The sequence below is a fragment of the Lentibacillus saliphilus genome (assembly GCF_019093865.1).
In the GTDB taxonomy this organism is placed as follows: Bacteria; Bacillota; Bacilli; order Bacillales; family Amphibacillaceae; genus Lentibacillus_B; species Lentibacillus_B saliphilus.
The window spans coordinates 1-14,284 of record NZ_JABJXD010000019.1 but is presented as its reverse complement, the minus strand read 5'-3'; the positions used below and the strand labels follow the sequence as shown (position 1 = coordinate 14,284).

9 protein-coding genes are annotated in these 14,284 nt (G+C 42.0%); 5 read left to right on the top strand and 4 right to left on the bottom strand.

From position 1 onward, the window contains the following. Window positions 1-301: 301 nt before the first annotated feature. Together HPC67_RS15530 and pdaA are read left to right on the top strand one after the other, a co-directional pair. Window positions 302-1,612: a Na+/H+ antiporter family protein gene (locus tag HPC67_RS15530; RefSeq protein WP_217589814.1), complete on the top strand. Its 1,311-nt coding sequence runs from the start codon at window positions 302-304 to the stop codon at window positions 1,610-1,612. A gap of 123 nt (window positions 1,613-1,735) precedes the next feature. Beyond that, the gene (gene pdaA / locus HPC67_RS15525; protein WP_217589812.1) at window positions 1,736-2,527 is read left to right on the top strand and encodes a delta-lactam-biosynthetic de-N-acetylase; all 792 of its coding nucleotides are present in this window, start codon (window positions 1,736-1,738) and stop codon (window positions 2,525-2,527) included. A gap of 42 nt (window positions 2,528-2,569) precedes the next feature. Here pdaA and HPC67_RS15520 read toward each other — a convergent pair whose 3' ends face one another. Beyond that, on the bottom strand, window positions 2,570-5,572 hold the full coding sequence (locus HPC67_RS15520; protein WP_217589810.1) for an EAL domain-containing protein: 3,003 nt from the start codon (window positions 5,570-5,572) through the stop codon (window positions 2,570-2,572). Window positions 5,573-5,775: 203 nt separating this feature from the next. Here HPC67_RS15520 and mbcS point away from each other — a divergent pair, with 203 nt between their 5' ends. Further along, on the top strand, window positions 5,776-7,350 hold the full coding sequence (gene mbcS / locus HPC67_RS15515) for an acyl-CoA synthetase MbcS (protein WP_217589808.1): 1,575 nt from the start codon (window positions 5,776-5,778) through the stop codon (window positions 7,348-7,350). 57 nt (window positions 7,351-7,407) lie between these two features. Here the strand turns inward: mbcS and HPC67_RS15510 are convergent, their stop codons facing one another. The 3 genes from HPC67_RS15510 to HPC67_RS15500 all read right to left on the bottom strand — a co-directional run bounded on the left by HPC67_RS15510 (window position 7,408) and on the right by HPC67_RS15500 (window position 10,994). After that, a complete protein-coding gene (locus HPC67_RS15510) occupies window positions 7,408-8,112 on the bottom strand; it encodes an ABC transporter ATP-binding protein (protein WP_217589806.1) in 705 nt (234 codons plus the stop codon). Window positions 8,113-8,114: 2 nt separating this feature from the next. Beyond that, window positions 8,115-9,713, bottom strand: coding sequence for an ABC transporter permease (locus tag HPC67_RS15505; protein WP_217589816.1), 1,599 nt, complete (start codon window positions 9,711-9,713; stop codon window positions 8,115-8,117). Window positions 9,714-9,914: 201 nt separating this feature from the next. Continuing rightward, window positions 9,915-10,994 carry a Fe(3+) ABC transporter substrate-binding protein gene (locus HPC67_RS15500; protein ID WP_217589804.1) on the bottom strand — a complete coding sequence of 360 codons (1,080 nt, stop codon included), beginning with the start codon at window positions 10,992-10,994 and terminating at the stop codon, window positions 9,915-9,917. A 261-nt stretch (window positions 10,995-11,255) separates the two neighbouring features. Between HPC67_RS15500 and HPC67_RS15495 the strand changes: the two genes are divergently transcribed. Together HPC67_RS15495 and HPC67_RS15490 are read left to right on the top strand one after the other, a co-directional pair. After that, window positions 11,256-13,391, top strand: coding sequence for an ATP-dependent Clp protease ATP-binding subunit (locus HPC67_RS15495; RefSeq protein WP_217589803.1), 2,136 nt, complete (start codon window positions 11,256-11,258; stop codon window positions 13,389-13,391). Between the two features lie 65 nt (window positions 13,392-13,456). Next, a partial coding sequence (locus HPC67_RS15490; RefSeq protein WP_217589802.1) for a hypothetical protein occupies window positions 13,457-14,284 on the top strand: 828 nt, incomplete at its 3' end.

Sequence of the window (14,284 nt, the reverse complement as noted above, 5' to 3'; positions counted from 1 at the left end):
CGCCGCATACGCCACATTTCCCACGCATAAAACACGCCCCAGCCACATATCTAGCAGCAGCTTCACCGCCCCCAGCCGCATATCCCACCCCATCACGCTCGCCCCGGCCCCCAAGGCAGCATAACTCAAACTTTCATGTTGTCTTGCCATCTTTTGTCTTTATTGGTTCTTCTGACACCTTAATTTAGCCCCAACCCTCTAAACAGCACCAAAAAATTTAAAATAATCTATTGACCATTTTACTTTAATGCTTTATCATGGTAAAGAAATAAAGCGAAACAACTTAGGGGGAGTATACAAAATGGAATGGGTTGTAATTATTTCAGTCTTAATGATGACGGTTTTAAGTCTTTTAAGAGTAAACGTCGTTATTGCCATTATAATAGCGGCAATATCAGCGGGGTTGCTGTCAGGTTTGTCTGTTGTTGATTCGGTAGAAATGCTTGTAGCTGGTATGGGCGGGCAGGCGACAACTGCACTTAGTTATATTTTACTCGGTGCTTTTGCGGTCGCTATTAGTTATACAGGTATTACGTCAATACTCGTACGCCAATTAATTCGTGTTTTAACAGGTAAACGCACAATGCTGTTATTTGTAATTGCTGGTGTCGCGTCATTATCACAAAATCTAGTACCGGTGCATATTGCATTTATTCCTATATTAATTCCACCGCTTTTGAAATTATTCGATGATATGCGAATTGACCGTCGAGCTGTAGCAACCGCGCTCACATTCGGCTTAAAAGCGCCTTATATTATGATTCCTGCAGGTTTTGGATTGTTATTTCATGAAACAATCGTTAATGGCATGGAGCAAAATGGGGTCCAGCTGACGATGAACGAAGCTGCGCTCTCAATGCTAATTCCGGGTTCTGGTATGATTGTAGGACTCATGATCGCCATTTTATTCACTTACCGCAAACAACGTGATGCCATTCCGGGAGCTGGTGGAAGTGAAGGCACAATTACAATTGATGATGATCAAGACGTCTCTTTTAATAAAAAGCACGCTTTGACGCTTGTTGCCATTGTCGCAGCATTAATTGTCCAAATCGTGACTGGAAATTTAATTGTTGGTGCTTTAACAGGGTTAATACTGATGTTTGTCTTCGTCGCCGTGCCGTTCCAAAAGGGTGAAAAAATTATGTCTGATGGGATTAGCATGATGGGCATGATCGCATTTGTTATGCTGGTTGCGTCTGGTTTTGGTAATGTCCTAAAAGAAACCGGTGCTGTAAACGCGCTTATTGAAGTTTCTTCAGGTATCCTTGGTGAGAATAAAGTTGTTATTGCCATCATCTTACTCTTAGTTGGGCTCGTCGTAACGATCGGAATCGGTTCATCATTTGGTACAGTCCCAATTATTGCAGCTTTATATGTACCAATATGTGTTGCAGCTGGTTTTTCACCACTTGCTACAGCCGCTTTAATTGGAACAGCTGGCGCATTGGGCGATGCGGGCTCGCCAGCATCAGATAGCACATTAGGACCGACATCCGGTTTGAACGCAGACGGCAAGCATAACCACATTTGGGACACATGTGTACCGACATTTTTACACTATAACATCCCATTGTTTATCTTCGGTGTGATCGCAGCCGTCGTCTTGTAAAGAAACGATCAGAATCACTTTCCTTACCCAAAATAGGGAGTGGTTCCGATCGCTTTGCATGATGAAACTGATGCATAATTTGCAACCGCTAAGGAAATATAAGAGAAAAAGCGGAGGTCGATTATGCGCCAATTGAAGCTGTTCGCCACGGTCATAAGTGCTGCCTTAATCTTTATGATGTTGCCTCATTCAGTGAGTGCGAGTTATGGCTGGGGGTATAAAAAAAATACAGATCACACGATTCCTGACGTTGGTAAATATAAGCAGATGTTAGAACAATACGGCGCTTACTATGCAGATCATTCGGGAGATAAGCACATCTATTTAACGTTTGATAATGGATATGAAGCAGGGTACACAGAAGATGTATTGAATGTTCTTAAAGAGGAAAACGTACCGGCGACCTTTTTTGTAACAGGGCATTACGTTAAAAGTGAGCCAGACATGATTAAGAGAATGGTTGAAGAAGGCCATATTGTAGGAAATCATTCCTATCATCACCCCGACTTCACAGTGATCTCCAAACAATCAATGAAAGAAGAACTGGAAACGTTAGAAGCTGCAGTGGCTAACGTGTCGGACCAAAAATCAATGACATACCTCCGTCCGCCACGCGGCACGTTCAGTGAGAAAACATTGAGCTGGGCAGCGGAACTCGGTTATACGCACGTGTTTTGGTCACTTGCATTTATTGATTGGAATACAGACAAGCAAAAGGGCTGGGAGTACGCCTATGAACAAGTCATCGACCAAATTCATCCCGGTGCCATTATGCTGCTACATGCCGTCTCTTCCGACAATGCGGAGGCATTATCTCAAATTATTCAAGACTTGAAAGCGGAAGGCTATACGTTTAAAAGCCTAGATGATCTCGTTTTAAAAGATATGCTGCCACCCGTTTTCCTCGGCTGGTAACAAGAAAAGAAGCTCCAATGTTGACATCGGAGCTTCTCTTACTTATAGCTTGTTCATATTTCTCTTATTTAAATACGTATAAGGATTCTCATTAATAAATGGTGTGCCGTATAACGCTTCATTTAAATTGGTCATCGCTGTCATTTTATTAACAAGGTTGACGATCCGATCACGTTCTGTTTCTGTTATGTCAAATTGACACCCGTAAAAGTAGGTATCACCTTTTGCGTGAAGTGTCCATACGAGTGTGCCTTCTAAATTGAACGCTTCATTTAACACTGTGAAGTGAAACATATATTTAATTGCTGTATGAATCGGTAATCTTAAATCAGAAATGAATTTAATACCACCGGCACTTAAATTTTCAATTAAAATATCTGTTGATCCGAGATTGACCTTTTCCTTGTTGAATTCTTTTAGGCTAACCGATGCTAAGATGCATTCCGAAAACTCAAAGCGGAAATAGGCGCGTCGCTCATGCTCTGGCTTGATTTTGAGTGCGTGTTTTTTAGGCCGCAAATAAGCTGTTTGAAGCATACGTGTGTATGTGTCAATAGGTACAGGCTTAGAGTAAATGTAGCCTTGAACCATATCACATTTGTTTTGCGTGAGAAACATCAATTGTTCCATTTCCTCAACACCTTCAGCGACAACAGACATCTCAAGACCTTTGGCTAGATGAAGCATTGAAGAGACGATGGCTCGATTTTTTTGGTTGTCCTCATCAATGTTTTGAATGAACACTTGATCAATTTTTAAAATATCCGCTTGGAAATCTCTCAAATAGTTAATGGATGCATAACCGGTTCCAAAATCATCTATCGCAATTTTGATGCCGAGATCTTTTAATTGAGATAGGGTGCTCAAAACATGCTTGTCACTTTTCAAAGGCGTACTTTCCGTAATTTCTAGAATCAGATATTTACTTGCGATGTCGTAGCGGTTTAACTGTTGAATGATCGTTTCAGCGAGTCCCGTCTTCAAAATGTGAATCGGTGAAATATTAATAGAAACAGGTCGTAAAGTGAGTCCTGCATGTTTCCATTCACGTAAGTGAGCACATACCTTTTCAATTACCCAGTCCCCAATTTTATCAATGTAATGCGTTTCTTCGGCTAATGGAATGAACTCATTAGGGTAGACGAATCCCCACTCAGGGTGCTGCCATCGAAGCAGTACTTCTGCATAAGTTATCGTATGCGTTTCAGGATTGATGACAGGCTGGTAATATAATTCAAACTCTTGATTCGCAATTGCTGTTTTCATATCTTTTTCGAGTAAATATTTGCGATGTGATGGGATATCGCTTGAATATGAATAAATTTGATCATTATTTTCCCCTTGTTTTTTCCCTTGGTATGCTGCTGAATGTGCGCTTCTTAAAAGTGTCAAACGATCATCACCATGATCAGGATAAAAGCTGATGCCAATCTCTGTTGTTATAAAAACATCATAGTCGTTAACGGAAATATGATCTTCAAGCTGGTGGATAATCGTTTTGGCTATTTGATAAACATCTTCTTTTTGGGAATATAATGGAAGCACGGCAACAAAGCCGTTATTATTCATGCGTGCCAAATATCCGTTTTCAGGGATTATGTTTCTTATGGTAGTCGCAATGACTTTTAAAATCCGATTTCCTAGATCGTGTCCGAGATCGTAATAGATGCGTGAAAAATGATCTAAATTCATATATAAAAGGGCAAAGGATGAAATGGCAGTATCATTGATACATTCTTTTAAGTAACCATCTAGGCTCTGTTCATTTGGAAGTTCCGTCAATATATCATGGGTGGCATAGTACGTTAGTTTTTGTTTTGCCTCTGTTTCGGTCGTTACATCCGTTAAAATCCCATATATGTCCCCGATATGTCCAGAGTTTGTCATTGTCGGTATTGTTTGATCCAGTACCCATTTAATCGTATCATCCGGACATATAATCCTGTATGTTTGAGAAATGATATGCCCTTTATCTAAATGCGATAATTGCTCTTTATAAGAGGCATAATCATCTGCGTGGATGATTTTTTCCCAAAGATAAGGCTCCTGTTCAACTGCTTCAAGTGGAATACCTAAAATATGTTCGATTCCTTTTGATAAGTATTCAAAATGGTTACGATCCGCTCTCCTCCGCCAAATGCCTACCTCCAGATGATCAAAAATAACGCTTGTTCGTGCTTGGATATCTTCCTTAATTTTTGTATCCGTTATATCTTTAATAACTCCGATCACTTTTTCTGGCTTATTATTGTGTAAAAGAACTTCTGCCTGCGATTTTATATATCGAATGTTGTCCTGCCTACCGTGAATGATGCGAAATTCATGTGTGTACGTCTTTCCTGTTGTAAGAGCTCGGTCAATATCATCCATAATCATTGGAAGATCATCGGGATGAATGTATGCTTTGAGTGCTGGAACGTTAGCAACGTCTAATTCAGGTATTCCTAAAATGGTTTTAAACATATGAGAGAAATGCAATTGGCTCGTGTCAATGTCATATTCCCAACTTCCAACGTTCGCAATCTCTTGAGCATGTTGTAATTGGTGTTCGTTTACTTCTTTGATGCGCTGTATAGTCGAGCAAAACACCTTGTTATGGTCACTCGCACTCACCATCACGCCTTTTAAAAGCCCATGTCGTGTTTTAATAGGTATGAACGAAACGGATGCTGTTTTGGTTGAGTTCTTTGAAGTGGGTAGGGTGATAGCTTCATGTACTGTTTTTCCATTGACAGCAACAAAAAATGCCCGCTTTAATCGAGAATGGTTATCTTTTCCTAAAACGCTTAAGAAATCTAGCTTACTATTTGATGGCAGGTCGAAAAACGCCATGATTTTCTGACGGTTGAATGCTACAAACCTACCAGCTGGTGATAAAACGATAAATACATCAGGATGCTCTTGAATGAAATGCCCATAGTAGTCTAACAACATCTGATTTGTGTGACCTTCTACATCATGGTAAACAGTCTTACGGAATTGCGCTTGCTGTTTGCCAAGCAATAAATTGCGTAGCTTCTTTTTAGTGTTTGCTAGTTTTACCATTTAATCACATCCTCACACTGAATAAGGTTGATTTTTGAAAAAAGTGAGCAAATATATACTTACTATAATATACAGGTCTTAAACCATGCAATAATTTTGTCGAATTAAGTCGAAAAATCATCTGATCTTGATTTTATTTCATGTTTTATTTAAAATTATCTAAACGTTTGCTATAATCGTAATAAGAAAAAGGAGGGTGATCAATGAAAAGAGAGGATTTAATTGCACCGGATCGGTATAACATTGCGATGGAGGTTGAAAGGTATGCTTCCGATTCCCATAAAACAGCTTTAATGTGGCAGGGTGAAACCGGAAAGCGCGAAACCATTACGTATCAAGATCTCATTCAAAATGTGAATCGAATAGGCAATGTGTTGCTCAATCAAGGCCTTCAGCAAGGCGATAAAGTACTCATTATGGTACCACGTCTCATTCAAGCCTATGAGGTGTATTTAGCTGCGCTTAAAACAGGGATCGTGATTGTGCCGGCGTCAGAAATGCTCAAAACAAAGGACATTCAATATCGGATTAGTCATGGAGAAGTGAAAGCGGTCATCAGTTATCATCTTTATACGGATGAATTTAAGGGTGTAGAAGCGTATGATACGTTATTAAAGTTCTCGATTGGTGGCGCTGTCGAAGGGTGGTATGATCTTGAAAATTTAGCAGAAAGTGCGTCTGACTCATTAGAGATGGCAGCAACGACAAAAAATGATATCGCTTTCTTACCTTATACATCAGGAACGACTGGCAATCCAAAAGGGGTCGTACATACGCATGGCTGGGGCTATGCTCACCTCAAAACCGCAGCTCCTAATTGGCTAGGCATTCAAGAAGGAGATGTCGTTTGGGCAACAGCTGGACCTGGCTGGCAAAAATGGATTTGGAGTCCGTTTCTATCTGTCCTAGGAAGCGGTGCGACTGGGTTTGTTTATAATGGTAAATTTGATCCAAACACCTATTTGCGCCTCCTTCAAGAAGAGCACATCAATGTATTGTGTTGTACGCCAACAGAATACCGACTGATGGCCAAGGTTGATCACCTCCAACACTATCAATTGCCAAGCTTGCATAGTGCTGTGTCAGCTGGGGAGCCATTAAATGTAGAAGTCATTGATACGTTCCGCAAATATTTTTCTGTGACTGTACGTGATGGGTATGGACAGACGGAAAACACATTGTTGCTCGGTATTACAAAGGATATGGACGTTAAGCCTGGCTCGATGGGGAAACCAACTCCGGGGAACGAGGTGGCCATCATCGATGAACATGGTGCACCCCTTCCACCTGGAGAAATTGGCGATATCGCTTTGAAGCTAGACAGTCCTTCATTGTTTAAAGAATACTATAAAGACCCAGAGCGAACGATGATGTCTCGACGCGGTGATTATTATGTGACAGGGGACCAAGCGTCTATGGACGATGATGGGTATTTTTGGTTTGAAGGTCGCCGTGATGACATTATTATTAGCTCAGGCTATACAATTGGCCCATTTGAGGTCGAGGATGCACTCGTGAAACATCCAGCAGTTCAAGAATGTGCAGTCGTTGGAAAACCTGATGAGATACGTGGGTCGATTGTTAAAGCGTTCGTTGTTTTAAAGCCAGATATAACAGGGGACTCTAAACTCATAGAGGCGCTGCAAGCACATGTAAAGCAGCTCACAGCACCTTATAAGTATCCACGCGAGGTTGAATTCATTCAGGACCTACCGAAGACAACATCGGGAAAAATTCGTCGTGTCGAATTACGTAAACAAGAACAAGAACAAGTATGAGTATGCGAAAAAGCACCGGTTCACTCATTTCATTGAGGCCGGTGCTTCACTCTATCGTTAATCAACCAATGCTGGTTCTGTTAAATCATCAATTGTGCAAAGCGAATCCCATTCATAGGCAGACCCTTCGCGCATCGTAATGATCCGATCAGCAATTGCGCGTGCATCCTCCCGGTCATGTGTGACAAAAATGGACGTCGTTCCAGTCGCTTTAATGATGTCTCTTAATTCATTTCTTATTTTAATTTGTAAATCAGCATCGAGGTTACTGAATGGTTCATCCATGAGCAAAAGAGACGGCTCAGGCGCAAGTGAACGCGCAAGGGCAATTCTTTGCTGCTGTCCACCGCTCAATTCATGAGGGTACCTATTCCGGAAATCGGACATATTGACCAGTTCAAGCACTTGATCAACCCGCTTTCTCTTGTCTTTTCGGCTTTTATGCTTCAGACCAAATTGGACATTATCAGCGACACTCATATGTGGAAAAAGGGCATAATCTTGAAACATCATGCCGATGCTTCGTTTTTCAGGTAATATACAATGACGACCATCACTCATCATTTGCTTGTTAATTGAAATGGATCCACATACTGGTGTTTCCAAGCCACAAATTAAGCGCAGGATGGTACTTTTACCACTCCCACTCTCACCGAGAATGGACACGATATCCCCTTTTGCGATTTCAAGATTGAAATTGTTGATGATCGGTTTTTGAGATCGACCATAGGAAAATGACAGCTCTTTGATTTGAATATACATGATCAATCAGGCTCCTTTTCGACAACATGATGGAAAAAATAGATCGCAATGCCGCTTAGCACAATGATAATAATAGAAGGTAACGATGCTTCATGAATTTGTTCGTCACTCGCATATTGAAAGGCTTTTGTCGACAACGTATCGAAATTAAACGGCCGCAAAATAAGTGTGAGCGGCAATTCCTTCATAATCTCAATAAACGATAAAATAAATCCGCTGAAAATAGCACCTTTTATGAGGTGTACATCTACTTTGAAAAATGTCTTTGTCATGCTCATGCCGAGTGTTCGTGACGCTTCACTGAATTTAATTCCGGTTTTATCAAAGCCTGATTCAATTGCATTAAATCCTACAGCGAGAAAGCGAATGACAAATGCGGATATAAGCATGAACAAGCTTGTGCTTAAGATGAGTGTCGGGTCCAATCCGATTGCTTCATATATACCGAAAAGCAGCTCATCAATTTGAATAAAGACCGTAATAATACCGACTGCAATAACAGCACCAGGAATTGAATACCCAAGAATAATCGTTCGAGTCGATGCTTTTGACAACCAATTTTGCTGCGTTCGGGCAAAATTAGCTACGATTACGGCAAAAATGACGATCATCGCTGCACCGGCCAATGCGACGAATAAAGAATTAAAGATGAGAGATAAGAAAACCGGATCGATCATTTTGTCATAGGTCAATACCATCCAATCAACGAGCTGTATGACTGGGATTAAAAATGCCAGTGCAAAAATGATGCCTGCATATGCGAACACACTCCATGCACGCCAGCCAGTTAAACGTATCGGCGTTAGTGGCCGCACCCTTGCCGCTGTGTAGCTGTACCGTTTTCGTCCACGGAGAAATTTCTCCACTATGAGAATGAAAAAGACGATAAACATAAGGGTCGCCGACAGTTTAATGGCCGCATTCAAATCTCCCATACCAAACCATGTTTGGAAAATCGCTGTGCTAAAGGTTGGTATGCCAAAATATTGTACAACACCGTAATCATTCAATACCTCGAGTAAGACGAGACTGACCCCGCCAACAATTGCACCACGAGAGATTGGCATGACGACACGGAAAAAAATTTCAAATGAATTGCTGCCAAGCATTTTCGCATTTTCAATTAAAGCTGCCGATTGATTTGCTAAAAAGGCCCGGGTAATCATATATACATAAGGGTAGAGAAACAGCGTAAATATAAATATCGATCCAGGTAACGTCATAATGTCAAAATAACGCTGATCAACCTGAATATTAAACTGATTTCGCAGCCCCGTTTGAATGACGCCTGTATAATTCAGCATGCCATTGTACGTATATGCGGCAATATAGGGCGGAATCGCCAATGGTAAGATGAGTCCCCATTGAAAGAATCGTTTAAACGGAAAATCATATGCGGACACGAGCCACGCAAGACTTGTTCCGATCATGATCGTAAAGAACCCCGTAAAGATCATAATGATACTCGTATTTTGAATCAATAGCGGCAAAATATGCGTTTTAATATGATCCCAATTGCTCGTTTCCTGTGTGAAAAAGTTTATTAATATGGATATATTAGGAAATAGAATGAGAAGGACAATACCTATACTGAGAATCATCCATCCATTCAGTAGGCGAGAAAATTGTCTATTCAATTTCAACTGCGTACACGTCCTTTGAGCCCTGCAGTGATGTTATAACATTAAAATATTTCATCACTAATGATAACAGTTCTCAAAGCGATTGTATACAGAAAGACATGCTTGACCTGATCTAGCCATAGCATGTCTTTAAAGTTTTACGAATCGTGGTGAACGTTTCTATTTCCAACCAATTTCATTCATAATCATAATCGCTTCATTATTAAATTCTCCAAGCTTAGACAAATTAAGATCTTGCTCTTTGAACGATCCCCATGATTCAAGTAAATCAGCAACAGCGACATTAGGATTCACTGGATATTCGTAGTTCGCTTTGGCGAATTGCTCTTGTGCCTGTTCTTTCGTCAAAAATTCCATAAACAAAATCGCATTGTCTTTGTTTGGACTGCTCGTTGTTAAACCGATACCGCTAATGTTGACATGCGTCCCAGTGCTGTCCTGGTTAGGGAAAATAACCCCAAGCTGTTCTGCAGCCTTCACTTGCTCTTCATCTTCGGCATTTAACATTTTTCCCAGGTAATACGTATTCATCACTGCAACATCGCCTTCACCAGCTGCAACCGCAATCGCTTGATCACGGTCACCACCTTTAGGGTCACGTGCCATATTGTCTACAACGCCTTCAGCCCAGGTTTTTGCATCAGGTTCACCGTTAAGCGCAATAAGTGATGCGAGCAACGATTGATTGTAAATGTTAGAAGAAGAGCGAATGAGCACCTTATCTTGAAAGGCATCCTTGGTCAAATCTTCATATGATTGAATGTCGTCTGGATTAACACGTTCTTTATGATAGGCAATGATGCGCGCCCGTTTTGTTAAACCAAACCATTCGTTTTCCGGATCCCGATATTTTTCAGGAATGTTATTCGTCAGTGTGTCACTTTCGACAGGCTGAAGTAATTCTTGTGTTTTAGCACGATACAGTCGTCCTGCATCAGCCGTGATCAGTAAGTCAGCTTTAGATGCTTTACCTTCCCGCTCGAGTCGGGCAATTAATTCGTCATCCTTACCTTTGATGACATTGACTTTAATACCAGTCTCATCTGTAAACTGATCATACAATGCTTGATCCGTTTCATAATGACGACCTGTATACAAGTTAATTTCACCTTGATCATCACCAGTGGTATTTGAGCCATCGGTGTTATTTTGTGATTCCTCATTATTATTTCCACCACAAGCCGCTAAGACAAGCAGCATCATGGCGATTATGCTGAATAAAACGTATTGTTTTTTCATATGTAACCCACACCCCTAAAATAAATTAATTGATAATGACTATCATTACCAATTACTATTATAAAGATACATGATCATAAGTCAATAAAAAATATAATTTTAGGCAATTGGTTAAAAAAATAAAGCAAAGGACTTGAAAGTCAAAAAAGGTCAGAGTATAATCATTGGTGAAAGGTCAAATATAGTCAAAGTCAAATTTAACTTTAAAGCTCACAACACACTTATTTATAAAGCGTTAAAACTATATAGGAGGTATGACTAATGAAATGTCAAAAATGTGGTGTCAACGAAGCGAATATCAACATGATGATGCAAATGAATGATCAAAAGATGCAGCTGAACGTCTGTCACTCTTGTTTTCAAGAGGTCAGAAAAGAAATGATGAACGCTGGCAACATGAGTGGCAATCCATTCATGGAAGGGGCAGACTTTGCCAACCATTTTCAAGCGAATGGCTCAGGTCAACCTCATACTGGTACACGTACTCATCAAAAGTCAGGACACGGCAACGGACTGCTTGATCAACTCGGTAAAAATGTGACGGATGCAGCTAAGGCTGGATTAATTGATCCCGTCATCGGAAGAGACAATGAGGTCAAACGGGTCATTGAAACTCTTAACCGTCGCAACAAAAACAACCCTGTCTTAATAGGTGAGCCAGGTGTCGGTAAGACGGCTATTGCAGAAGGACTAGCCTTGCAAATCGCAGAAGGAAAAGTCCCTGCTAAGCTCATGAATAAACAGCTTTATTTGTTAGATGTCGCCTCACTTGTCGCGAATACAGGTGTCCGTGGTCAATTTGAAGAGCGTATGAAGCAATTAATTAAGGAACTGCAGGAGCGCAAGGATGTCATTCTGTTCGTCGACGAAATTCATTTACTCGTCGGTGCCGGAACAGCGGAAGGCTCACAGATGGATGCCGGAAACATCTTGAAGCCAGCGCTTGCCCGTGGCGAACTACAGCTAATCGGTGCAACGACACTGAAGGAATATCGCCAAATTGAAAAGGATCCAGCACTCGAGCGTCGTCTCCAACCGATCATCGTCAAAGAGCCATCAGCTGAAGAAGCGGTGCAAATATTGCAAGGCATTAAAGATAAGTATGAGGCCTTTCACGAGGTACGTTATTCAGATGACGTCATCCGTGCATTCGTCAATCTGTCACAGCGTTATATTCAGGACCGCTTTTTACCTGACAAAGCGATTGATTTAATGGATGAAGTCGGCTCACGTCTCAACCTCGACAATGCGACAAAAGACTCGAGCACAATCGAGAAACAGATGAATGCCATTATAAAAGAAAAAGAAGCAGCCGCTGAGCAAGAAGATTATGAACGGGCAGCGAATTTACGCTATCAAGAAATACAACTACAAAAGCAACTGGAAAAAGCAAAAGGTGAAGAGCAATCAATTGATGTTGAACTGTCAGACATTCAACTGTTAATTGAAGAAAAAACCGGTATTCCAGTAACAAAGCTTCAAGCAGATGAGCAGGAGCATATGAAAAACCTTGCTGATCATCTCAGTCAAAAGGTTATTGGTCAGGATTATGCGGTCACCCAGGTTGCCAAAGCGGTTCGTCGCAGTCGTGCCGGCTTAAAATCAAAATACCGTCCAATTGGTTCGTTCCTATTTGTTGGTCCGACCGGTGTCGGTAAAACAGAGCTGACAAAAGCATTGGCAGAAGAATTATTCGGCTCAAGAGATGCGATGATTCGTCTCGATATGAGTGAATATATGGAGAAACACGCGGTGTCTAAAATTATCGGATCGCCTCCAGGCTATGTTGGTCATGAGGAAGCTGGTCAGCTTACCGAAAAAGTACGCCGAAATCCATATGCGATCATTTTGCTCGATGAGATTGAAAAGGCTCACCCAGATGTGCAAAATATGTTCCTTCAAATTATGGAGGATGGGCATCTAACCGATTCACACGGCCGAACGGTGAGCTTTAAAGAAACAGTGATCATCATGACAAGCAACGCTGGAACAGGCGTCAAAGAAGTTAGCGTCGGCTTTAACGCCCCGGCCGATAACCAAGTATCAACGCTCGAACATTTAAGCGATTATTTCAAGCCTGAATTTCTAAATCGCTTCGATTCGATTATTGAATTCGGTCAGTTAACAGAAGACCACCTCGTCAGCATTGTCGACTTGATGCTCGCTGACCTAGAGGCAACTATTGAAGAAAATGAGATCACGATTGACGTTACCGATGAAGCGAAGCGTGAACTCGCCCGTCTCGGCTATGACCCACGCTTTGGCGCACGACCACTCCGTCGCGTCATCCAGGATAAAGTCGAGGATCAGCTCACAGACCTCATCCTTGAAAAAGGATCCATCGACCATGTGAAGGTCGATGTCGTCAATGAAGATATAACTGTTACAACAGCATAAGCAGTCTCACTTTGCAGCCGACTATCGGAAGAAATCATTCCGGTAGTCTTTTTTTGTGGAGAGGGATGGCGTTATTCTGCAATGCAGGCTCGGAATTCCGCAAAGCGAGGCTAAAATTCCGCAATGCGGGGCTGAAATTCCGCAAAGCAGGCCTGGAATTCCGCAATGCAGGCTCGAAATTCCGCAAAGCGAGGCGGAAATTCCGCAATACAGGCTCGAAATTCCGCAATACGGGGCTGTTATTCCGCAATGCAGGCCTGGGATTCCGCGATACGGGGCTGTTATTCCGCAATACGAGGCTGAAATTCCGCAATGCAGGCCTGGAATTCCGCAAAGCGAGGTTGTTATTCCGCAATGCAGGCTCGAAATTCCGCAAAGCGAGGCTGAAATTCGGCAATGCAGGCCTGGAATTCCGCAATGCAGGCACGGAATTCCGCAATGCAGGCCTGAAAATCCGCAATGCGGGGCTGAAATTCCGCATTGCGAGGCTGTTATTCCGCAAAGCGAGGCTGAAAATCCGCAATGCAGGCTCGAAATTCCGCAAAGCGAGGCTGAAATTCCGCAATCCAAGGCTGGAATTCCGCAATGCAGGCTCGAAATTCCGCAATACGGGGCTGTTATTCCGCAATGCAGGCCTGGAATTCCGCGATACGGGGCTGTTATTCCGCAATACGAGGCTGAAATTCCGCAATGCAGGCCTGGAATTCCGCAAAGCGAGGTTGTTATTCCGCAATGCAGGCTCGAAATTCCGCAAAGCGAGGCTGAAATTCGGCAATGCAGGCCTGGAATTCCGCAATGCAGGCACGGAATTCCGCAATGCAGGCCTGAAAATCCGCAATGCGGGGCTGAAATTCCGCATTGCGAGGCTGTTATTCCGCAAAGCGAGGCTGAAA